The sequence below is a fragment of the Agrobacterium sp. MCAB5 genome (assembly GCF_052114365.1).
GTDB lineage: Bacteria > Pseudomonadota > Alphaproteobacteria > Rhizobiales > Rhizobiaceae > Agrobacterium > Agrobacterium tumefaciens.
On record NZ_JBFREP010000001.1, the window covers coordinates 555,663 to 576,747 of the forward strand.

Genomic DNA, 21,085 nt, shown 5'->3' on the forward strand with positions numbered 1-21,085 from the left:
TGGCAGAATAATGGATGCATAATTTATTATTCACCGGATGGTTGCCGTGCACTTCGAAAAATGCAGCGATGACGCGATTATTTGACTTTTGTCATCAAAGACGCCGCCGACACTGTCGGTCAATTGCCGCGCAATTTGAAATCCTGGAAATCGGGTGCCGCCATTGCTGATGCGCTTGACGGTGCCGTGGCATTGGCCGCCGAAATTGTCTTCGTCGCTGCCGTGGTCGCGGTCATGTCTATGCCTGCTGGCGTGGCTGCCGTTTCCTCGGGGGGAGTGCCAGCTTCACCCTCATCATAGGTGGCAATTGCGGTGCCGGGGGTTTCCTGCGGCATCCAAGCGGGATTGGTGCTGACGAAGGTGACGGGCGCGCCGCCAAGCCAGGCTTCGGTGCGCACCAGCGTGCGCTTACCCTCGATTTCACGCATTTCCGTGTGCTGCGTGCCCGGCTCGATGGAGGGGATGGCAAAGCCCTCGGGGGCAGTGTTGTCCTTTACGGGCTGGCAGCGGGCGCAGTCGAGACGAACGAAGCTGCCATTGCTGGTGTGGGTGCCGTTTACATATTCGATGGAAGACGCCATCGCAGACCCGCCGGTCAGCGCGACAACCGCTGTCAAAAGAAGACGACGCATCGAAAAACCCCCGAAATGACGGCGCAGCCTCACGATCGAGACAGAATGCGCCCTTCAATGTTCGGCAGATATTATCGGTCTTTCGTTTCCATCAGGTCAGCAAACTTGGTAAAAATTGAGCGAAATCTGCGCTCCGGCCGCTGTATGCCTTGAATGGTCAGACTTTTTCGCGCGCCACGGCCTGCCAGCCGATATCGCGACGGCAGAAGCCGTTTTCCCATTCCACCTTGGCCGCTAGCGCATAGGCGCGCGCCTGCGCTTCCGTCACGTTCTTGCCAAAGGCGGTGACGTTCAGCACGCGTCCGCCCGTCGCCACCAGTCTGCCGTCCTTCAGCGCCGTCCCGGCATGGAACACCTTTGCCTCTTCGCTGGCATCGGGAATATGGGCGATGGGCGTGTTCTTGTCGTAGGCACCGGGGTAACCCTTGGAAGCTAGAACAACCGTCAGCGCCGCATCGTCGCGCCATTCCGCTTTTACCTTGTCCAGCGTGCCGGTAGCAGTGGCGTAGAGGATCGGCAGCAGGTCGCTCTTGAGGCGCATCATCAGCACCTGACATTCCGGATCGCCGAAACGCACATTGTATTCGATCAGCTCGGGGCCTTTGGCGGTGATCATCAGACCGGCGAAAAATACGCCGGAGAAGGGATTGCCGTCTTTCGCCATGCCAGAAATCGTCGGTTCGATGATTCCTTTCATGGTGCGCTCCACCATGGCTGGTGTCATCACCGGGGCGGGGGAATAGGCGCCCATGCCGCCGGTGTTGGGGCCGGTGTCGCCATCACCCACGCGCTTGTGGTCCTGGGCTGTTGCCAACGCCAGCGCGGTTTTGCCATCGGAAAGGCAGAAGAAACTGGCTTCCTCACCGTCGAGGAAAGCTTCCACCACAACCTCGGCGCCGGCAGCGCCAAAAGCGCCGTCGAAACAGTCGTCGATGGCGGCAAGCGCTTCCGCCTCGCTCATGGCAACCGTTACGCCCTTGCCGGCGGCAAGCCCGTCGGCCTTGATGACGATGGGTGCGCCCTGTTCACGGACATATTGCTTTGCGGGTTCGGCGGTCTTGAAACGCTGATAAGCCCCGGTCGGAATATCGTAACGGGCGCATAGATCCTTCGTGAACCCCTTGGAACCCTCAAGCTGAGCGGCTGCTTTCGAAGGCCCGAAGGTGGCAATATCAGCCGCACGCAGATCATCTGCCAGACCGGCAACCAGCGGCGCTTCCGGTCCGACGACGACGAAGTCGATCGCCTTTTCCCTGGCAAAGGCGATAACGGCGGCGTGGTCTTCCACGTCAAGCGAAACGAGTGTCGCATGGTCGGCGATGCCGGGATTGCCGGGAGCGGCATAAAGTTCATCGAGCAGGGGAGACTGGGCGATTTTCCACGCCAGCGCATGTTCGCGTCCGCCGGAACCGATCAACAGAACTTTCATGGTCAACACCCCTGCAAATTCGCCTGTAACCTTGTTTGAGGGGCGTTAAGGGCAGGGGGGCGAAAGGTCAAGGAGAAAGCGCCTCAAATGCCCGTCTTTCCCTCGAACTCAGCCTTTCCTGTGGAATCGTTGCCGCCTCTTGTTGTCACGCCACAATCAGACATTATGTTCGCCGCTCCAGATGTGACATCAGAGAACCCCATGACCGCAGATAATGCCCGCCTCGCCACGCTCATCGCCTCCGAAATCAACGCCCGCGCCGATCAGGTGAAGGCGGCAGTGGCGTTGCTGGACGAGGGAGCGACCGTGCCCTTCATCGCCCGTTACCGCAAGGAAGCGACGGGAGGGCTGGATGATACCCAGCTTCGAACGCTTGCCGAACGCCTCGTCTATCTGCGTGAACTCAATGCGCGCCGCGCCTCCATTGTTGATACCATCAACGGTCAAGGCAAGATGACGGACGCCCTGATGGTCAAGATCATGCAGGCGGGCACCAAGGCGGAGCTGGAAGACCTTTATCTGCCCTACAAGCCGAAGCGCCGCACCCGCGCCGAAATCGCCCGCGAGCGCGGTCTCGGTCCGCTGGCCGAAGCGATCTGGGCAAACCGCGCAGCCGATCCGGCAAAGCTTGGCGAGGCCTATGTGCAGGGCGAGGTGGCGGACGTGAAGGCAGCGCTTGAAGGCGCGCGCGACATCGTGGCGGAAACCATGACGGAAAACGCCGATCTTCTTGGACGCCTGCGCGACTATATGCGCCAGAACGCCATTTTCCGCGCCAAGGTGGTCGACGGCAAGCAGGCGGCAGGCGAAAAATTCTCCGATTATTTCGATCATTTCGAGCGCTGGGCGACAGTGCCGGGACACCGCGCGCTGGCCATGCTGCGCGGCTGGAACGAGGAAATTCTGACGCTGACCATCGATGTCGATGCGGATGATCCCTCTCCGGTCAAACCCGCGCAGCGTACCGTCGCGGCCGCCTTCGATATCCGCAATGCCGGCCCCGCCGATCAATGGTTGATGGAAGTGGCAGGCTGGACTTGGCGGGTGAAGCTCTCCATGTCGCTTTCGCTCGATCTCATGCGCGAATTGCGCGAACGTGCGGAAGAAGAGGCGATCAATGTTTTCGCCCGCAATCTCAAGGATTTGCTGCTGGCCGCACCGGCGGGCTCACGCGCCACCATGGGGCTCGATCCGGGCATCCGCACCGGCGTCAAGGTGGCCGTGGTGGATGGCACCGGCAAGCTGCTCGACACCACGACGGTCTATCCCTTCCAGCCGAGGAACGACGTGCGCGGCGCGCAGGCGGAACTCGCCATGCTCATCCGCAAGCACAATGTCGAGCTGATCGCCATCGGCAACGGCACGGGCAGCCGTGAGACGGAAAAGCTGGTCGCCGATCTGCTGACACAGATGCCGGCTTCGGCTTCCGGCGCAAAGCCCACCAAGGTCATCGTTTCGGAGGCGGGCGCATCGGTCTATTCCGCGTCGGAACGGGCGGCGGCGGAATTCCCCAATCTCGACGTGTCCCTGCGTGGCGCGGTGTCCATCGCCCGCCGCCTTCAGGACCCGCTGGCCGAACTGGTGAAGATCGAGCCGAAATCCATCGGCGTCGGGCAGTATCAGCACGATGTCGATCAGGGCCGTCTTAGCCGTTCACTCGACGCGGTCGTGGAAGATGCGGTGAATGCCGTCGGTGTCGATCTCAATACCGCCTCCTCGCCGCTTCTGGCGCGGGTTTCCGGCCTCGGTGCTTCGATTGCCGATGCCATCGTCGCACACCGCGACCAGACCGGCCCCTTTGCCAGCCGCAAGGAGCTGTTGAAGGTGCCGCGCCTTGGCCAGCGCACCTTCGAGCAATGCGCCGGCTTTCTGCGTATTCCCAACGGCAAGGAACCGCTGGATTCGTCCTCCGTGCACCCCGAAGCCTATGGCGTTGCGAAAAAGATCGTTGCCGCCTGCGGTCGCGACCTGCGCACGCTGATGGGTGACAGCGCCACGCTGAAGGGGCTCGATCCGAAGCGCTTCATCGACGAGCAATTCGGCCTGCCCACCGTCAAGGACATCATCGCCGAACTGGAAAAGCCCGGCCGAGACCCGCGCCCAAGCTTCAAGACGGCGACCTTTGCTGACGGCGTGGACGAGATCACCGATCTGAAACCGGGCATGTTGCTGGAAGGTACCGTCACCAATGTCGCCGCCTTCGGCGCTTTCGTGGATATCGGTGTGCATCAGGACGGGCTCGTGCATGTCTCGCAGCTGGCCGACCGTTTCGTGAAAGACCCGCATGAGGTCGTGAAAGCGGGTGATGTCGTCAAGGTCCGTGTCGTGGAAGTGGATGTGAAGCGCAAGCGTATTGCCCTCACCATGCGCAAGGACGGCGGCGAGGCGGCACCCCAGCCAATGCGCGAAAAGGGCAATGCGGGCGCCATGCGCCACGCGAATTCCAAACCGCAGGGACACAACGAAGGGTCGCAATCCGGTGGTGCTCTTGCTGCGGCTATGGCCGAAGCGATGAAGCGACGCTGACCTCCGGTTGAAATAATTTCTATGGAAAAGCCCTGCCGGAAACCCCGGTGGGGCTTTTTGCTTGATGAAATCGTTCAATTTTTTTGAAATAAGACTATCTTGAAACTTGTGCCGAAAGGAATACGGTCAGAAAAATTGATAAGTGAGACTTAGCAATTGGGGGTGCCATGGCGTCGTCTCTGCATGTTCTTCTCGAAAAGATAATCAAGAACGGTAATCTTGTCGTCAATAGCCCGGGTGGTAGCCGTACATTTGGTAACGGTATCGGAACAAGGGTGGTTCTGAATTTCACCGACGAAGCTGCCATGCAGGAGATCGCTGCCGATCCTGCGCTGAAACTCGCCGAAATTTATATGGAAGGACGTATGCAGGTCGTCGAGGGCGACATCTACGACTTTCTGGCGCTGGTTAAAAGCAACACGCTAAGCGAGGCGCTGTCCTTCGGCATGGTGTGGCGTGGTATGGCCCGCATCATCGCCGCCCGTATCAGGATGCATCTGCCGGTAAACCACAACAAGAGCAACGTCGCCCATCACTATGATCTGAGCGCCAAGCTGTTCGACATCTTCCTTGATGAGGACTGGCAATATTCCTGCGCCTATTTCAATCCGCCGGGCATCAGCCTTTATGAGGCGCAGGTCGCCAAGAAGCGGCACATCGCCGCCAAGCTGATGACGGAGCCGGGCCAGAGCGTACTGGAGATCGGATCCGGCTGGGGCGGCATGGCGATGTATATTGCCGAAAGTGCAGGTGCCGATGTGACCGGGATCACGCTCAGCGAGGAGCAACTGCGCGTTTCCCGCGACCGTGCAGCAAAACGTGGGCTTGCCGGCAATGTTCGTTTCGAATTGCAGGACTACCGTTACCTGCCTGCCTCGAAGAAATTCGACCGTATCGTCTCGGTCGGCATGTTCGAACATGTCGGGCCGACCCATTACCGCGATTATTTCGACAAGGTGGCGGAGGTTCTGGACGACAAGGGCGTAATGGTGCTGCATTCCATCGGCCAGCCCAGTCCGGCACTTGCAACCAATCCCTTCATCGAAAAATATATTTTCCCCGGTGGTTACATCCCCTCGCTTGCCGAGGTGCTGCCGGCCATCCAGAAGTCTGGGCTGCTGGTGAAGGATATCGAAATCCTGCCCATGCATTATGCGCATACGCTGCGGCACTGGCGCGAACGTTTCGTGGCGCGCAAGGCCGAGGCGGTAGCACTTTATGACGAACGTTTCTTCCGCATGTGGGAATTTTATCTGGCGGGGTCCGAAATGGCCTTTACCCACGAAAATTTCCATATTTTCCAGATCCAGCTCGCCAAGGATCGCGACGCCGTTCCGCATAATCGCGATTACATTGCCCGCAACGAGGAAAAGCTGCTGGAGTTCGAAAAGACGCGGCCGCCGCTTGAGAAGGTTATGTTCTAAGGCTTGTCCATTCGCCATCGTCAAGCCGGACCTGATCTGGCATCCAGCCAGCCCAAGTCCTTGGGCTGAAAGAAGGCTTCCTGCCGCGCAGGCGCGCGACGTCTGAATTCCGGCTCAGGGCCGGAATGACGGAAGAGCTAATCGCCGCCTTCTCGCGCTGGTTAATGGAATGGAAACGGAATCCCTCTAATTCTACGCTTACCTGTTTGTATTGCGTTTCCTGGGGTTATTTTCATGTTCAAGCCATCAGCGGCCGTCGCCGCTTGTGTTTTATCGCTTTTTGCCGTCGGTAACGCCCATGCCGATGGCTGGTTTTCCGGCGACTGGTATTTGAAGCTCGGCGGTTCGGGTTTTTCTGCGCCGAAATATCAGGGCGACAACAAGAACGAATTCGGCTTTTCGCCCATCATTTCTCTCGGCCGTCAGGGTCAGGGCGCGCGTTTCACGTCGCGCAACGACAGCGCCTCGATCTCGCTGCTGGACAATGGCCCGATCAGCATGGGTCTTGCGGGAAAGCTGGTGTCTCCGCGTGACCAGAAGGATTCGGCCGATCTGAAAGGCATGACCCGCATCAAGCGCGGCGGCGAGCTTGGCGGTTTCGCCGAGGCTTATCCCACCGACTGGCTGCGTATTCGCGGCGAAGCCCGTCAGGGCATCCGCAGCCATAGCGGTGTGGTCGCCGACCTCTCGGCCGACGTCTTCACTGATATCGCCCCCGGTATCCAGATTTCCGCCGGCCCGCGCGCCACATGGGTCAGCAGCAAATACAATGAACGCTATTACGGCGTAAGCGCCGCGCAGACAGCGGCCGGCGCGCCATCGCCCTACAGCCCCGGCGGCGGCCTGCATTCCGCCGGCGTCGGCGCCGCCATCACATGGAAGGTCACGGAAGCCGCTGAAGTTGGTTCCTTCGCCGAATATCGCCGCCTGACGGGCGATGCCGCCGACAGCTCGCTGGTGCGTGAGCGCGGCTCCAAGAACCAGTTCGTCGTCGGCGTCCAGGCAAGCTACAAATTCGGCTTCACGCTGCCCTGAGGCGGGCGAGTATGCCCACCCCAAGCCCCGCCGCGAAAGCGTTGCGGGGCTTTTTTGTGTCTGCGGCCAAGTGCTGAAATCGATTCCGATTCGCCTGCCGATGCTGTAGAACCATCGCCATGGTTCACCACAGCGATTTGTCAGACCGCGTCTCCGACGCACCATCCAACAACTGGGTCTATCGGATTTTGCCGAGACCCCTCTGGCCCTATGCGCAGCTGGCAAGATGGGACCGCCCCATCGGCTGGCAATTGCTGATGTGGCCGTGTTTCTGGTCCGCAGCACTCGCGGCCAATGCCGCGGTAGCAAGCGGCGGTTTTTCCTGGGGCACGCTGATCTGGCAGTTGGCGCTGTTTTTCATCGGATCGGTGGCGATGCGCGGTGCAGGCTGCACCTATAACGATCTTGCGGACCACAAGATCGACATGGCCGTTGCGCGCACGCGCTCGCGGCCGCTGCCATCTGGTCGCGTGAGCAGGGCGCAGGCGAAGGTCTTCATCGTGTTGCAGGCGCTCGCCGGACTCGTGGTGCTGTTGCAGTTCAACGGATTTGCGATTGCCACCGGCATATTCTCGCTGGTCTTCGTGGCAATCTATCCCTTCGCCAAGCGCTTCACCAACTGGCCGCAATTTTTTCTCGGCCTTGCCTTTTCCTGGGGTGCGCTGATGGGCTGGGCCGGGCAGTTCGGGTCCATCGCCTGGCCAGCTGTCCTGCTTTATGTCGGCTCCATCGCCTGGACGATCGGTTATGATACAATCTACGCCCATCAGGACAAGGAAGACGACACGGCTGTGGGCATCGGTTCAACTGCCCTGCTGTTTGGAGACAACACACATCGCTGGCTGGTTTTTCTTTATGGCACAGCCCTTGTCATGATCGCCCTGTCCTTCTGGGGAGCGGGCGTTAACCTGATCGCCTATAGCGGCCTTGCCGCCGCCGCCATCATGCTTTTCCGGCAGGTCTGGGTGCTCGATATCGACGACGTGGCGCAATGCCTTGTGCTGTTTAAATCCAACAACCGCGTCGGCGTGCTGATTTTCGCCGGCCTCATTCTGCCGCTTCTGTTGGCGTGAGGTTGTTGAAAGGCAAGATGCAAAAAAGCCCGGCCGCGATATCCGCGCCGGGCTTTTTATTGTTTTGTCTGAAGATTATCAGCTGCGAGCGATGATTTCCTTGCCCTCGATCTTCATGCTCATGCCGAGAGAACCGGTGGAGCGGCGCACGAGGAAGCGCGGGCGACGATCCGCGAAATAGGAGTGCCGGCGACGGGGGCGGCTGTTCTTGGTGCGCACCTTGCCGAGATGTTCTTCCAGCGGACGGGCGACGCCATCGGCCTCCACCATCAGCATCGGAATACGATAGGCCTCGGACCAGCTGCGCCAGTCGGCGGCGATGTCGCAAAGATCATGGGCGACGAGAAGCGGAACGCAAAGTTCCGGATCGTCGTGGTGAAGCTCCAGCGTCACCGTCACCTGTCCATCACCATGGTCGATGGCGCGGGCGGCAACGCCCTTGAAAGCGCGGGCTGGCAGGGCGAAGGACAAAGGCAGGCCGGAAGAGGACAGGACCTTTCGCAGAACGGCGCCCCGTTCATCGAGCGTGACGGCAACATCGGTTGCGCCATTGCCCCTGCCATAGGTGACCTGTTGCGGAAAACGTGCCGGGTCGAGTCTGAGTGTGGCGACGGCCCAGTCGGGCTTCAGAACGGTCTTGGTCATGTTTATTCTACCCTTGTTTTACCTGAGAGCCGGTTTCCGGTCTTCTCATCGGGACTTTTCGTCCTCTGATGTCAGGAGAATATCCGCCGCATGTTCGAGACTGCTTAAAAATCGCGGTTAAGAAAACTTTGCATTCCCAAATGGTTAGCAAAACCCACCGTGGCATGGTTTCGCTGAGGTAAAGCCGATTGAGACAATGCGATTTTTCTCAGTCCCGAAACTGTGCTCTTTCAAGCTCCGGGCAAGGCGCGTCATGCACAGTCGCGCCAAGGCCTGCCGTGCGTCCGGATGGAGGTGTGGTCGGCGAATTCAAAACCGGAGCCGGCCGTATCCAGCGTGATGCGCGGTGCTCCAGGGGGCATTCGCATGGTATCGACTTTTCTGAGCTACGACCTCATCAACCGCGATATGAAGGCAAGCATTTCACGCGTGTCGCAGCAGGGGATCGTCGAGCGGCAGACGAAATATTACAAAGAAAACATCGGCAATGTAAAAAGCGTCGACGAGTTCCTCAATAACTACCAGCTTTATTCCTATGCCATGGATGCCTTCGGTCTCGGCGAGATGACCTATGCCAAGGCCTTCATGAAGAAGGTGCTGGAAAGCGACCTGAACGACCAGAACAGCTTTGCCAACAAGCTGACCGATGAACGTTATCGCGAATTTGCCGCATCCTTCAACTTCACGCAGTCCACGACCACGGTGCAGACGGAGGCGCAGCTCGACAAGATGATCGGGCTTTACGACACCTCGATCACCAACCTCGATGACAGCCTGTCCGAAGAAACCCGTTATTATAAGGCGATCATCGGAACGGTCACGAACGTCGACCAGCTTCTTCAGAACGATAGAACCCGCGCCTACATCTTCGAGGTCTTCAGCATTGATGAGAAGACCTACAGCTATTCCCACATCAAGGGATTGATGACGAGCGATATCGATGACCCGAACAGCTATCTGAACCAGAAGTTCGGCGCGGCCTATTCCGCTGCCGTGGAAAAGCTTACGACCAAGGGCAATATCGAGTTGCATGGGGATGTGACGGATCGGATAACGGCCATCGATACCGCGCTGGCTGATACCACGCTGACCGCCGAACAGCGAACCGCCCTTGAAACAGAGAAAACCACCCGGCAGGATCAGCTCACCCAGCTTGAAGCCGTGCTGCCGCCGAAGGACCAGTGGGCGGCGACCCTTGCCTCCATCACGGCGGAGCAGACCCAGCTCTCGAATACCGTCTCGCAATATAATACGATGGCGCAGATGGCCCAGGCTTTCGAATTTGCCAATGACGGTAGCGTTGCGGCCGGCCAGGCGCAGACGGCCGACAACGTCAAGATCCTGACCCAGGCCTATGTCGGCAGTGCCCCGCGTGTGACCCCGACCGTTGCCACCTTGAACAGGGATTATTTCGAATCGAAGATCGGTTCGATCAAGACCGTCGATGAGTTAATGGCAGACCCGCGTCTGGTGAATTACATCAAGGTCGCATTCGACCTGAATGACTTGACCATAGTCAATGCGACGATCGAGAACATTTTGACCAGCGATCTCAGCGATCCCAACAACTATATCGCCAAGTTCGGCAATGGCGACAAACGTTACATCGCATTGCGTGAAGCGTTCAATTTCAAGGCGGATGGAACGCTGCCGGACGGTACGGCACCACAGACGACGACCCAGACCGTTACCACGACCAACGGGTACATGAACCATTATAACGACAAGGACGAAGCCGCTGACGAAAACGCTTTGAAGCTGTTCAAGAGCGATATTGCCAACGTCAAATCCGTTGCGGACTTCCTGGAAAGCAGCGCGGTCTACACCTATGCGCTCAAGGCGGTCGGCCTAGATCCGGCGAAGGTGAATATTGCGGACGTTCGTAGAGCCTTGACCAGCGACCTGCTGGACAAGAAGAGCTACGTTTATGCGCTGAAAGACGACCGTTACGTCAAACTCGCTGAACTCTTCAACTTCAAGTCTGACGGATCGCCAGGCTCTCCGGTTCTTGCGCAGTCCGAACTTGAAATTCAGAGCATGTCGGTCGACTACATCAAGAAGAAATCAGCCTTCGGAACAGACCAGGAAAAGGAAGCCGCCAAGAAGGAGGCGGAATTTTTCCGTTCGGAGCTACAGAAGGTCAAGACGCTCAGCGATTTTCTGGGGAATGATCGCCTGACGAAATTCGCGATGGAATCGCTTGGCATCGACCCGACGAAGGTCACCAAGGACCAGCTGCAAAAAATGTTCACGTCCAATCTGGATGACAAGGACAGCTATCTAAACAAGGAGATGGACCCGGCTTTTCGCCGTCTCGTCACCGCGTTCAATTTCGACACGGACGGTAATATCCTGCGCGAGGATCGAAGCTCCATCCAGACTCGTCGCGGCCTCTACGAGACGCTGGACAATTATCTGACGCAGACGCTGGAGACGCAGGCAGGTGAAGAAAATGCGGGCGTGCGTCTGGCGCTCTATTTCAAGCGAATGGCGGCGGGAACAACGTCCTATTACTCCATTCTCGCCGACACCGCGATCCAGAACTTCATCACGACCACCTTTGGCATTCCCGATGAACTCGGCAATGCCGGGGTCGATACGCAGGTGGCGATGATGAAGAAATATTTCGACATCGAGGACTTTCAGGACCCCGATAAGGTCAAGAAGCTGATCGCCCGTTTTACCATCATGTACGACGACAAGCAGAACACCACCAACCCGATCATGATGCTGTTCAACGGCAGCGGCTCGGTGGGCATCAGCGGCGACACGCTGCTGGCTGTCGCATCGCTGCGTGCGCGGTAAGCTGGAACGCGAAGACGGACAATGGAAAGGCCGAGCTTACCCGGTTAAGGCGTCTCACACCCGCATTTGCGGACCCATTCACCAGCCCGGCAGCATGTGCCCGGCGCGCAGGCGCGGCATCTTCGGGTAGGTCTTCACATCGTTATCCAGCTCATCGGCGACGTTCATCGGAGAGATGTTGTCGAGGCAGGCGGTGATGTGGTCTGTAATGGCGTTCACCAGCGAGGGCGACAGGCCGGGCCGTTTCATCAGGCCGATCTGGACCGGCGGCAGCGGTGGGAAACCGTCCGAGGCGGTCAAAACCTTCATGCCGGTACGCAGCGCCGATTCCGGCAGCACGGAAACCGCCATGCCTGCCAGCACGGCGGCGGCTACCACGGTGGAAGACCAGCTGGTGAACAGCACCTGATAATCCCGCCCGTCGGCATCGAGCGCCGAGCAGGCAAGTTGGCGCCAGTGACAGTCGCGTCGGCCGACAGCCAGCGGCACTGGCGCATCATCCTTCAGCGGATGGTTCGCGGAGGTGACCCAGCAGAGTGGCTCGGTGCGCACGACATCGGAGGAGCGGGCGCGGGGATTGTGGGTGACGAGTGCTATATCCAGCTCGCCGCGCGCCATTTTTTCGGCAAGGCTCACCGAAGGTTCGCAGACGATGTAAAGCTCGACATTCGGATGCGTCTTGGCGAAACGCCCGATGATCTCTGGCATGTAGCGGTCGGCATAGTCGTCCGGGGTGCCGATACGCAACGTGCCCTCGAGCCTGTTGTCATCGAAGGCCGCAATCGCCTCGTTGTTAAGGCGAATGATGCGGCGGGCATAATTCATCAGTTTCTCGCCCTCGGCCGTCAGGCGGTTGCCGCGCCCGTCCTTTGCAAAGAGCTGTTTGCCGATCCGCTCCTCAAGTCGCCGCATCTGCATGGATACGGCGGATTGCGTCTTGAAAACGCGCTCAGCGGCCTTGGTAAAGCTGCCGGTATCGACAATGGCGATGAAGGTGTGCAGCTGGTCTATGTCGAGAGGTGCGGACATTGATACTCATCCATCAGAATGATTGATGTCTCACATTAGAAACATTCGTTGGACTGATCAATAGTCTTGCGACATTTTGACACCCAGCAAATCAATCTCAACCCCGGGGCGGGCACATCGTCAGGCCCCCAACCCAAGGCAGCTTCCCGCGCACGGTGCGTCGGGAGCGGTGCCGCATCGTGCCGTTACGGAAGGATCATTGTTATGCGCACGGCAGAACGGAAAATGGAACTGGAATTCGCAACCGGCCAGCAGAGCGACACCCTGCGTCGCATCGCTTTCGGTGTTGCTTCCACCGTGAAAACGTTTGTGCAGCGCATCTACAATCGTATCGTCGCAAATGGTCTCACGGAGCTTGACGATCGCCTGCTCGCCGATATCGGGCTGGCGCGCTCGGATGTGACCAACGCGCTCAATACCGGCTTGCTCGAAGATCCGACCGCCCATCTGACCCGCGCCGCACGCACGCGCTCAGTCACGCGGTTCAAGACGCTCTAGGCTTGTGTTCGTGCAATTCCGGCGTACCTCCAGACGCCGGGATTGATTGCGAACCGATAAGGTTTTCCCCGCAGGGTGATTTGCCAATAACCCTGCCTTTGCCCGGTGTCAGGCCCCTCGGCCGCACCGGGTTTTTTTATGGCAACGCCTTGCCTGTTTTGCGCATTGTCCGGACGTAAAGCCGCTGCGCAGTTTCAGCGGAATGTTTTAATACTGATATTCATCGAATACTGGCAGCACCGATCCACCCCAGCGGCCGTTATAGAGCGCAAGCAGGTCTTCGGCGAGCGTGGTCTTCTTGGCAAGAACCTCGTCCAGCGAGGACAAGAACACGGTTTCGTCCTGGCCTTCGCCGTTCAGCCGGTTGCGGTTCTTGAGGCCGGTGCGGGAAATGTCGAGCACCTCGCGGGCGAAACCGAGAAGCGGCTTGCCGGCGATCTCCGCGGCGAGCCCCTTGGCCGGCACGGTATTGCGAAGGGCGATGACCTCATCAAAACTCCAGTCGGCTGTCAGCGCATCGGCTGCGTCAAGCGCTTCCTGATTATAGAGAAGGCCGACCCAGAAAGCGGGCAGGGCACAGATGCGTCTCCATGGGCCGCCATCGGCACCGCGCATTTCCAGAAAGCGCTTCAGGCGCACGTCGGGGAACAGCGTGGAGAGATGGTTCGTCCAGTCACCCATGGTCGGTTCCCATTCAGCGATTTCACCCTTTAACGCCCCGTTCATGAACTGGCGGAAGGTGACATGGGTGCAATCGTGATACTTGCCGTCGCGCACGATGAAATACATCGGCACATCCAGCGCCCATTCGACATAATCCTTGAAGCCGAAATCGTCATTGAAGGTAAAGGGCAGCACGCCGGAGCGGCGATTGTCGGTGTCGCGCCAGATATCGCCACGCCAGGAAAGCAGGCCGTTCGGCTTGCCTTCGGTAAAGGGCGAGGATGCAAACAGTGCGGTTGCCAGCGACTGGAGCTTCATGGAAACGCGCATCTTCTGGCGCATATCCGCTTCGGAAGAGAAGTCGAGGTTAACCTGAATGGTGCAGGTACGGTACATCATGTCGAGACCCTTGGTCCCGACCTTTGGCATGTAGCGCGTCATGATCGCGTAGCGCGATTTCGGCATGCGCGGTGTTTCGTCATAGCTCCACAGCGGGCTGCCGCCTATGCCGAGAAAACGGATGCCCATCGGCTCCGCCACTTCGCGCAGGGTCGCCAGATGCTGGTTGGATTCCTTGCAGGTCTGATGCAGGTTCTCGAGCGGGGCACCTGACAGTTCGAACTGGCCGCCCGGCTCGATCGATATGGCGCCCATGCCGTGCTGTTCGCCAAGTCCGATGATGTTTTCACCATCCATGATCGGCTCCCAGCCGAGCTTTTCCTGCATGCCCTTCAGCAGAGCGGAAATGCTGGCCTCGCCGAAATAGGGAACCGGCCGGTTGCCCTCGCGGAAAAAGGCGAATTTCTCGTGCTCGGTGCCAATGCGGAAGTCGGCTTCAGCTCTGCAACCGCCGGCCAGATAATCTGTAAGCTCCGTGACGGAGGAGAGGGGTGTCTGGTCGGTCGTATCGCGTGCCATGGCTTACCTTGTTATGACGTCTCTGTTGCGGCGAGGCATATGTGTGGCAGATAGAGCCGGATCGTATCCGGAGGCAAATGAATTTCTTTTAAAGATGCATGAAGCGCAATGGTTCAGCGCATGTCGCGTAAAACTGTGCAGCGGTTTTGCGATAAAGACATGTTCCAGATAGGTCAATTCCAGTCGCCGATCGATGCCTGAATGACCGCAAGTGCTGCGACCGCAGCCGTATCGGCCCTGAGGATACGCGGCCCGAGCGGAATGGGGGTGACGAAGGCAAGGCTGCGCAGCAACTCTCTTTCCTCTTCGGAAAACCCGCCTTCCGGGCCGACCAGAAGAGCGATTTTGCGTTCCTTGATGGATTGCAGGACAGGCAGCGGATTTTGGCCCGCGTCGCCCTCGTCGCAATAGATGATCCGTCGATCCTGGGGCCAGGTCTCGAGCATGTCTTTCAGTTTCACCGGCTCGGCCACGTCAGGCAACGACAGGATGCCGCATTGCTCGGCGGCCTCGATGGCATTGGCGCGCAGCTTTTCGGTATTGTGGATCTTGCCCTGCACATGCTGTGTCATCACCGGCTGCAAAAGACCGGCCCCCATCTCGACCGCCTTCTGCACCAGATAATCCATGCGTCCGACTTTCAGCGGCGCAAACAGGTAGTGCAGATCCGATGCCTGCGGCTGGGGCCGTGTCTGTTCCAGAGGGATGAGGGTGATCTTCTTGCGGCTCGGAAAGGAGAGCCTCGCCTTCCATTCCCCGTCGCGGCCGTTGAACAGCAGGATTTCCGCGCCATCGGTCATGCGCAGCACATTGGCGAGATAATTGAACTGTTCGGTCGTTGCTTCCTGCGCCGCGCCCGCAACAAGCGGGGTTTCGACGAACAGGCGTTGCATCCGGAAATTTGCGCGCATGGGACTTTTCTGTTTCAGCGTCAGAGAAAGAGGAAGGACATAAGCCAATATAACAGTGCTGCAAGCGTAGCACTTGCGGGAACGGTCACCAGCCAGGCGGCGATGATGGTCATGAAGTGGGATCGCCGAACGAGATAACGGCGGCGTATCTCGGAAGGATTGTCCAGATATCGATCGGCCCGGCGGATTTGAATGGTGCCGGCCTGGACGAGTTCCTGTCGCCGTCGAGACGCCTGCGTGTACCATTCGCGGAAGAAGCCGACGCCGAACACGGCGCCGATCGCCGTATGGGTGGTGCTGACCGGCAGGCCGAAGCGTGATGCGACGAGAACCGTCAGAGCCGTAGCCACGGAAACGCAGAAAGCGCGCATCGGGTTGAGCTTGGTGATCTGTTCACCGACAAGGCGGATGAGGCGCGGGCCATAGAGAAGAATACCGCAGGAAAGCCCGAATGCGCCGACCAGCATCACCCAGAGCGGCGCGCGGGCGGACGTCTCCACCGCCTCGTCGTGCAGCGCACGAACGATTGCCACCACCGGGCCAATGGCGTTCGAAACGTCATTTGCCCCATGCGCAAAGGACATGAGGCCAGCCGCAAGAACGAGCGGCCACTGAAACAGCGTTCGAAGCGACTGGTTGCGGTTTTCCAATCCCACCGATTGTTTGCGGATGATCGGCACGCACAGCCGCCAGGCGACGAGGCCGGTCAAAAGCCCGATGCCGCTTGCATGGCCAAGCGAGACATGCACGATCTGCCTCAGCCCCACCCAGATGAGATAAGCGGTGAAGACCCCGGTCATGATGCCGATCAGAACAGGAACCCAACGCTTCGCGGCGTCGATCTTGTCCTCCCGGTAGATGATGAATTCCTTGATGAAGGCAAGGAGGGCGATGGCGATGGCCGCGCTTATAAAGGGCGCTAGAACCCAGGCAAAGGCGATGCTGCCAAGCGATAGCCAGTCGACTGCCCGGATGCCATAGGCCGCCATTCCAGCCCCCGCAACGCCGCCAACCACCGTGTGGGTGGTGGAAATCGGCGCTTTCGTCCAGGTCGAGATATTGACGAGAAGACCGGCGGCGAGAAGGGCCGACAACATAGCCCAGGAAAACACGGTGCGGTCGGGAATGGTCTGGATGTTGATGATGCCGCTGGAAATGGTCTCGACGACGTTGCCGCCGGTGATCAAGGCACCCGCGATTTCGCAGATTGCGGCGATGATGAGTGCCGCTGCAAGCGGCATCGCCTTGGCGCCGACCGCCGGGCCGACATTGTTTGTCACATCGTTCGCGCCGATGTTGATTGCCATATAGGCGCCGATGGCAACGGCTGCGATGATGATGACGGCGCCCGCCGTGCCCGTGACGAAGGCGCCGGCAAATATCGCCGCCAGAACAACGAACATCACCCCCGCACCAAGGCCGGCAAGCTGCTGCGTGACGTGCAGCGTCGCCTCTTCGACACGGGTGATCTTCTCGAGATCCTTGTCGAGCGTCGGCTTCATGTTCGGTGGCGGCTTCATTGCCATTCAGACCTCGTTCGCCAGCATTCCCATTCGTCCGGCAATGTCGCGGGCTGAAGGCAATTTACAGAAAGACTGTTACATCTCGCACATCTTTCCAAAATGAAAGACAGTAAAAGCCATGTTGGAAAAACAAACTGCAGATTGCCACTATTCGGGCGTGGACGCTATTTCGAAAGCGCCATCCGCTTGTCGAAAGTGAGCATGAGCGCTTTCAGTTCCGGCTCGTTGACCCGTTTGGCGGCCTCTTCGGGAGTGACCCATTCAAGCCGTCTGGAATCCTTCTCGGGAAAGCTGTCCTGCAACTCCGCCACTTCGAGCAGATGTACCTGAACCTTGCACAGCACATTGATGCCGCTGTTCAGCTTTTTCTCATACTCATAAAAGCCGAACGGGGCCTTATCCACCCTGCCTTTGACACCAGCTTCCTCGTAGGCTTCCTGTTCGGCAACGGCATGCGCCTTCTTGTTGGCCATGGGCCAGCCTTTGGGAATGACCCAGCGCCCCGTATCCCTGCTTGTCAGCAACAGGACTTCCGGCTCATGATGTTTTTTGGACGATCGATAGCACAGCGCTGCATATTGCTGTCGCGGCGGTCTGCGCAACATCAAGCCTACATCTGTCGCCAATCGATTCAAAATCTTCAATCCGTGTGGATCCTTCTTCGCCTGTTAGTCGTAACTGCTAATATAGATATCCTTTATGTCCCGCCAATCCCCTCTCACGCATAACCCACGATTGTCTTCATGCCGTTGAAGAGCGTAGGCAGCAGGGGATGTGGCAGGGGTGCGAACGAAGGCTTTGCCCGGTACGTAACCGTCAGCGACCGATCGCGGAAATACTGCATTTTTTCTGTTTTACGCTATTCAGAACGCAAAACCGCTATGAATTATTGCCGGAACTGCGTTGGCCAGCGTGCAATCCCCAATTCTGGAGACCTTCGATCACACCGTCAGCTTCGGTCGCGCGCGAGAGGAAAAAACGGCTGTCATTGTTCGCCAGCGAAAGAAGCTCCGGCAAGGCATTGCCAACGATCACACCGCGAATACCATTCAACTCGAACATCGCCCGATCATTGCCAGTATCGCCCGCAACCACTGATTCGTCGAGACCAATGTGCAGTTGTCCACATAACCACGCCAATGCCGCACCCTTGTCTGCGGCCTTGGGTAATATGTCGAGGTCGCGGTTGCTGGAATAGACGATCCGGGCATCGATATCCGCCGCAACCAGCGTGGCTTCGATATCACTGAGCGTCTTCTCATCCGCACCATGCAGGAACCAGCTGGATTTGAGTCCATGCTGATAGCGTTCCGCCTGCATGGTCACACCCGGCAGGCCGGCCATGACATCGGCGATCTTTTGCCGGTCGAAACCCGTACCGAGCGAATGCGTATAAGCGCTTTCAAGCTCGCCCCGCTCTCTTGCGTGCAGCATGGTGCCGACCCCGCCGATAATGTAGTCGGGCCTCGGCAAGGGAACGTCTTCCAAAAGGGCGAGCTGGTCATCGACCAGCCTGCCGCTATTGAAGACCAGAACCGGGCGAAGATCGTCCGGCAGCGAATGCCAGAAATCGCGGAACCGGCGCGTAGCGGCGTTATCGCCGACGACGGTTCCGTCGAGATCGGTGGAAAACAGGCGAAGCGGTTTCAATCGCCGTCGTTCCATGGTTCTGCCCAATCGGATTCTTCCAGAACAGGCATCAGCGGCCTGCCTTCCACCAGCGCCAGCAATTGCTGCGCGATTCCCGTCCAGGTGAAAAGGCTGCGCGCCTTGTGCGCCCCCATGCGGGAAAGCCGCCCATACAGCCGCTCGTGCTTGAACGGCTTCATCATGGTGATGCCAAGGTCTTCCTTATCGAAAGGATCGGCAAACAGCGCGTGGCGGCCGTAGCTGACGGCGCGGAACAGCCCGCCGTGGATGGTTACCACGGTCGGAGTTCCGCTCGCCATCGCCTCGATTGCGGTCATGCCGAATGGCTCGTAACGGCTCGACAGAACGAAAAGATCGGCTGCCCGGTAGATATCAGGCAAATCCTCGTCCTCGACATAGCCGGAAAACGCCACCTTGTCCTCCAGCCCGAGCGATTTGACTCGCTCTTTCAGCTGATTGAGAATGGTGGTTTCCTGCTCGTCCATATTCTCGCCGCCGACGGCCAGATGAAGGCGGGCTTCCGGTTCGCGCGCCGCAAGAACCGAGAAGCCGTCGATCAAAAGGTCGTAACCCTTGTTGGTGGCAAGGCGTCCAAGCGCCAGCACCACCTTGCCCTCGAAACCGAAACGCTGCCGGATCATTTGCCGCGTCGCATCAGAGACGGGGAAGAAGCGGTTGTCGTCATAACCCGGCGGGATCATGTGGATGTGCTTGCGCTTCAGACCGTAATCTTCGATCAGGACGTCGAGTTGCACCGGCGTCGTCGCAATCACCATGTCGCAACTGCGATAGATGATGAGTTCGTGCTGGATACGTTCCTTGAAATTGAACTCAAGTTCGAAGGTATCGGCCTTTTCCGGGTAATCGGTTTCCATCTGGCGTTTTTTCCAGAGGCCGAGCGAATGCGGCGTGTGCAGATGCGGGACTTTCAGCGCCTCGGAAAGCCGCTGCCCGGCAACGCCCGCATCCCAGTAGTGGCTGTTGATGAAAGAGTAGTTGAGGTTGTTTTTCTTGATGAAGCGCAACGCGTTTTCGCACCATTCCATCAGGTGGCGGTGCAGATATTCCTTGGGAATGAAATCGCGCCCGCCGCAGGGAATGCGCACCACACGGACGCGCTCGTCAACCTCGTCGAATTCCGGCTGGTCTTCGAAGCGGCGGGTATAGAGATCAACGGTGTAACCGAGCTGGCCGAGTTTGCGTGCAAGCTCAAGCACATAAACCACTTGTCCCCCGGTGTCCGCTGCGCCGAGTGGCGGGTGCGCGGCGACATAGCCATGCGTCGATATGAGAGCTATCCTTGGATAGCGTTCAGTTTCGCTCGTGGTCGTCATGGGTCCCATCTTGGTAAATTTTTCCAATTAACCCCAGAAAAAGACCAAAGAGGACAAAAGGTTCCATAAAATCTGAAGAAAAGCGATGCCGCATTTCGTCTGAAGCTGTTTTCAGGCGTTGCGCTGCTGTTGTCGCAGGCGTGAAATCCGGTCCCATTCCCTTGCCTGATGCGCCTTTGATGTGGTGTCCACGATGAAATCGATATGGGTTTCCGCCGCAGCCCTTGCCCCTGCCGCATTACTGCCCGCAATGGCCTCGTGGATGGCGATATGCTGTCTCAACACCTCGTCATGCGCACCTGCGACGCTGAATATGAGATGGCGGTTATAGAAGATGTCGTCGCTCAGGAGCCGGTAGCAGGACCGCAATGTGTGCATCAGCACGATATTATGTGCCGCCTCGCCGATGGCGTTGTGAAATTCCACATCGCTTGCAAGTTCTTCTTCGAAGCGGCCAGCCTCATGGGCCTCCCGCATTTTTTCGACGATAGCCGCAAGGTTGCGCCTGTCCGGTTCCGTCGCCCGCTGTGCCGCAAGTTCGGCGGTCATGCCTTCGATATATCGGCGATATTCCAGAAAATCCCGCGTTGCGCGGCTGTGGCGTGTGATCAGCGCGCTCAAGGGATCGGAAAAGACCGGACCGACAATATCGGCCACATAAGTCCCACCGCCGTGCCGGCTGGTGAGAAGGCCGCGCGTTTCGAGTTCCTTCAGCGCTTCCCGCAGGATTGGCCGCGAGACATCGAGCTTCTGCGCCAGTTCACGCTCGCCGGGCAGCCGGTCGCCATCCCGCAATATGCCGTCGAGGATCAGTTCCTCGAAACGTAAGATCACCTCCTGCGATGTGCGGCTATGCTCTATTCGGGCGAACAGTGTTTCGTCCATCGCAACATTCTCCGGCGAAGTCCCGCCCCGTAATCGATGGGGCAAATTATCAGCGAAGCATCGCACTGGTCAAATATTCTGTCCAGTTCTGCCGTAAGCTCTGCG

17 protein-coding genes are annotated in these 21,085 nt (G+C 58.5%); 6 read left to right on the top strand and 11 right to left on the bottom strand.

Annotation, left to right across the window (positions count from 1 at the left end; translation table 11 throughout):
• Positions 1–119: 119 nt before the first annotated feature.
• Together AB4Z23_RS02705 and purD are read right to left on the bottom strand one after the other, a co-directional pair.
• The gene (locus tag AB4Z23_RS02705; protein ID WP_026330623.1) at positions 120–632 is read right to left on the bottom strand and encodes a plant virulence effector HPE1-like domain-containing protein; all 513 of its coding nucleotides are present in this window, start codon (positions 630–632) and stop codon (positions 120–122) included.
• 157 nt (positions 633–789) lie between these two features.
• Positions 790–2,061, bottom strand: coding sequence for a phosphoribosylamine--glycine ligase (purD, locus tag AB4Z23_RS02710; RefSeq protein WP_441359985.1), 1,272 nt, complete (start codon positions 2,059–2,061; stop codon positions 790–792).
• 201 nt (positions 2,062–2,262) lie between these two features.
• Here purD and AB4Z23_RS02715 point away from each other — a divergent pair, with 201 nt between their 5' ends.
• The 4 genes from AB4Z23_RS02715 to ubiA all read left to right on the top strand — a co-directional run bounded on the left by AB4Z23_RS02715 (position 2,263) and on the right by ubiA (position 8,119).
• Positions 2,263–4,587, top strand: a complete 2,325-nt coding sequence (locus AB4Z23_RS02715; RefSeq protein ID WP_421477879.1) for a Tex family protein — start codon at positions 2,263–2,265, stop codon at positions 4,585–4,587.
• Between the two features lie 167 nt (positions 4,588–4,754).
• Positions 4,755–6,011 carry a class I SAM-dependent methyltransferase gene (locus AB4Z23_RS02720; protein WP_441359986.1) on the top strand — a complete coding sequence of 419 codons (1,257 nt, stop codon included), beginning with the start codon at positions 4,755–4,757 and terminating at the stop codon, positions 6,009–6,011.
• Between the two features lie 234 nt (positions 6,012–6,245).
• A complete protein-coding gene (locus tag AB4Z23_RS02725) occupies positions 6,246–7,046 on the top strand; it encodes a MipA/OmpV family protein (RefSeq protein WP_003515199.1) in 801 nt (266 codons plus the stop codon).
• A gap of 119 nt (positions 7,047–7,165) precedes the next feature.
• The gene (ubiA, locus tag AB4Z23_RS02730; RefSeq protein ID WP_441359987.1) at positions 7,166–8,119 is read left to right on the top strand and encodes a 4-hydroxybenzoate octaprenyltransferase; all 954 of its coding nucleotides are present in this window, start codon (positions 7,166–7,168) and stop codon (positions 8,117–8,119) included.
• Between the two features lie 78 nt (positions 8,120–8,197).
• Here the strand turns inward: ubiA and AB4Z23_RS02735 are convergent, their stop codons facing one another.
• The gene (locus tag AB4Z23_RS02735; RefSeq protein ID WP_003515202.1) at positions 8,198–8,764 is read right to left on the bottom strand and encodes a DUF6101 family protein; all 567 of its coding nucleotides are present in this window, start codon (positions 8,762–8,764) and stop codon (positions 8,198–8,200) included.
• 366 nt (positions 8,765–9,130) lie between these two features.
• Here AB4Z23_RS02735 and AB4Z23_RS02740 point away from each other — a divergent pair, with 366 nt between their 5' ends.
• Positions 9,131–11,569, top strand: a complete 2,439-nt coding sequence (locus AB4Z23_RS02740) for a DUF1217 domain-containing protein (protein WP_421477881.1) — start codon at positions 9,131–9,133, stop codon at positions 11,567–11,569.
• Positions 11,570–11,647: 78 nt separating this feature from the next.
• On the opposite strand, the gene AB4Z23_RS02745 is transcribed toward AB4Z23_RS02740, so the two are convergent.
• Positions 11,648–12,598 carry a LysR substrate-binding domain-containing protein gene (locus AB4Z23_RS02745; protein ID WP_003515204.1) on the bottom strand — a complete coding sequence of 317 codons (951 nt, stop codon included), beginning with the start codon at positions 12,596–12,598 and terminating at the stop codon, positions 11,648–11,650.
• A 204-nt stretch (positions 12,599–12,802) separates the two neighbouring features.
• On the opposite strand from AB4Z23_RS02745, the gene AB4Z23_RS02750 reads away from it, so the two are divergent.
• Positions 12,803–13,096 carry a DUF1127 domain-containing protein gene (locus AB4Z23_RS02750; protein ID WP_003515205.1) on the top strand — a complete coding sequence of 98 codons (294 nt, stop codon included), beginning with the start codon at positions 12,803–12,805 and terminating at the stop codon, positions 13,094–13,096.
• Between the two features lie 207 nt (positions 13,097–13,303).
• Here AB4Z23_RS02750 and AB4Z23_RS02755 read toward each other — a convergent pair whose 3' ends face one another.
• From AB4Z23_RS02755 to AB4Z23_RS02785, 7 genes are all read right to left on the bottom strand, one after another.
• The gene (locus AB4Z23_RS02755) at positions 13,304–14,677 is read right to left on the bottom strand and encodes a glutamate--cysteine ligase (protein WP_013635532.1); all 1,374 of its coding nucleotides are present in this window, start codon (positions 14,675–14,677) and stop codon (positions 13,304–13,306) included.
• 173 nt (positions 14,678–14,850) lie between these two features.
• Entirely contained in the window at positions 14,851–15,588 is a 738-nt protein-coding gene (locus tag AB4Z23_RS02760; protein ID WP_421477883.1) for a 16S rRNA (uracil(1498)-N(3))-methyltransferase, read from the bottom strand.
• 20 nt (positions 15,589–15,608) lie between these two features.
• Complete coding sequence (locus AB4Z23_RS02765; RefSeq protein WP_441359988.1) at positions 15,609–17,114, bottom strand: inorganic phosphate transporter; 1,506 nt, start codon at positions 17,112–17,114, stop codon at positions 15,609–15,611.
• Between the two features lie 161 nt (positions 17,115–17,275).
• Positions 17,276–17,716, bottom strand: coding sequence for an NUDIX hydrolase (locus AB4Z23_RS02770; protein ID WP_013635535.1), 441 nt, complete (start codon positions 17,714–17,716; stop codon positions 17,276–17,278).
• A 274-nt stretch (positions 17,717–17,990) separates the two neighbouring features.
• Positions 17,991–18,761 (bottom strand): HAD-IIB family hydrolase, encoded by a 771-nt coding sequence (locus AB4Z23_RS02775; RefSeq protein ID WP_421477884.1) that lies wholly within the window; start codon positions 18,759–18,761, stop codon positions 17,991–17,993.
• Positions 18,758–20,104 carry a glycosyltransferase family 4 protein gene (locus AB4Z23_RS02780; protein ID WP_004432251.1) on the bottom strand — a complete coding sequence of 449 codons (1,347 nt, stop codon included), beginning with the start codon at positions 20,102–20,104 and terminating at the stop codon, positions 18,758–18,760. The genes AB4Z23_RS02775 and AB4Z23_RS02780 overlap by 4 nt, the downstream gene beginning before the upstream one ends.
• 102 nt (positions 20,105–20,206) lie before the next feature.
• On the bottom strand, positions 20,207–20,980 hold the full coding sequence (locus AB4Z23_RS02785) for a FadR/GntR family transcriptional regulator (protein WP_019564254.1): 774 nt from the start codon (positions 20,978–20,980) through the stop codon (positions 20,207–20,209).
• Positions 20,981–21,085 lie beyond the last annotated feature (105 nt).

What these genes read in the sequence shown, in the direction of transcription:
- AB4Z23_RS02715 (WP_421477879.1), top strand. Translation starts at nt 2,263, where the DNA reads ATGACCGCAGATAATGCCCGCCTCGCCACGCTCATCGCCTCCGAAATC.
- AB4Z23_RS02780 (WP_004432251.1), bottom strand. Translation starts at nt 20,104, where the DNA reads ATGGGACCCATGACGACCACGAGCGAAACTGAACGCTATCCAAGGATA.
- AB4Z23_RS02755 (WP_013635532.1), bottom strand. Translation starts at nt 14,677, where the DNA reads ATGGCACGCGATACGACCGACCAGACACCCCTCTCCTCCGTCACGGAG.
- AB4Z23_RS02725 (WP_003515199.1), top strand. Translation starts at nt 6,246, where the DNA reads ATGTTCAAGCCATCAGCGGCCGTCGCCGCTTGTGTTTTATCGCTTTTT.
- AB4Z23_RS02750 (WP_003515205.1), top strand. Translation starts at nt 12,803, where the DNA reads ATGCGCACGGCAGAACGGAAAATGGAACTGGAATTCGCAACCGGCCAG.
- ubiA (WP_441359987.1), top strand. Translation starts at nt 7,166, where the DNA reads ATGGTTCACCACAGCGATTTGTCAGACCGCGTCTCCGACGCACCATCC.
- AB4Z23_RS02720 (WP_441359986.1), top strand. Translation starts at nt 4,755, where the DNA reads ATGGCGTCGTCTCTGCATGTTCTTCTCGAAAAGATAATCAAGAACGGT.
- purD (WP_441359985.1), bottom strand. Translation starts at nt 2,061, where the DNA reads ATGAAAGTTCTGTTGATCGGTTCCGGCGGACGCGAACATGCGCTGGCG.
- AB4Z23_RS02735 (WP_003515202.1), bottom strand. Translation starts at nt 8,764, where the DNA reads ATGACCAAGACCGTTCTGAAGCCCGACTGGGCCGTCGCCACACTCAGA.
- AB4Z23_RS02745 (WP_003515204.1), bottom strand. Translation starts at nt 12,598, where the DNA reads ATGTCCGCACCTCTCGACATAGACCAGCTGCACACCTTCATCGCCATT.
- AB4Z23_RS02760 (WP_421477883.1), bottom strand. Translation starts at nt 15,588, where the DNA reads ATGCGCGCAAATTTCCGGATGCAACGCCTGTTCGTCGAAACCCCGCTT.
- AB4Z23_RS02740 (WP_421477881.1), top strand. Translation starts at nt 9,131, where the DNA reads ATGGTATCGACTTTTCTGAGCTACGACCTCATCAACCGCGATATGAAG.
- AB4Z23_RS02765 (WP_441359988.1), bottom strand. Translation starts at nt 17,114, where the DNA reads ATGGCAATGAAGCCGCCACCGAACATGAAGCCGACGCTCGACAAGGAT.
- AB4Z23_RS02770 (WP_013635535.1), bottom strand. Translation starts at nt 17,716, where the DNA reads ATGTTGCGCAGACCGCCGCGACAGCAATATGCAGCGCTGTGCTATCGA.
- AB4Z23_RS02785 (WP_019564254.1), bottom strand. Translation starts at nt 20,980, where the DNA reads ATGGACGAAACACTGTTCGCCCGAATAGAGCATAGCCGCACATCGCAG.
- AB4Z23_RS02705 (WP_026330623.1), bottom strand. Translation starts at nt 632, where the DNA reads ATGCGTCGTCTTCTTTTGACAGCGGTTGTCGCGCTGACCGGCGGGTCT.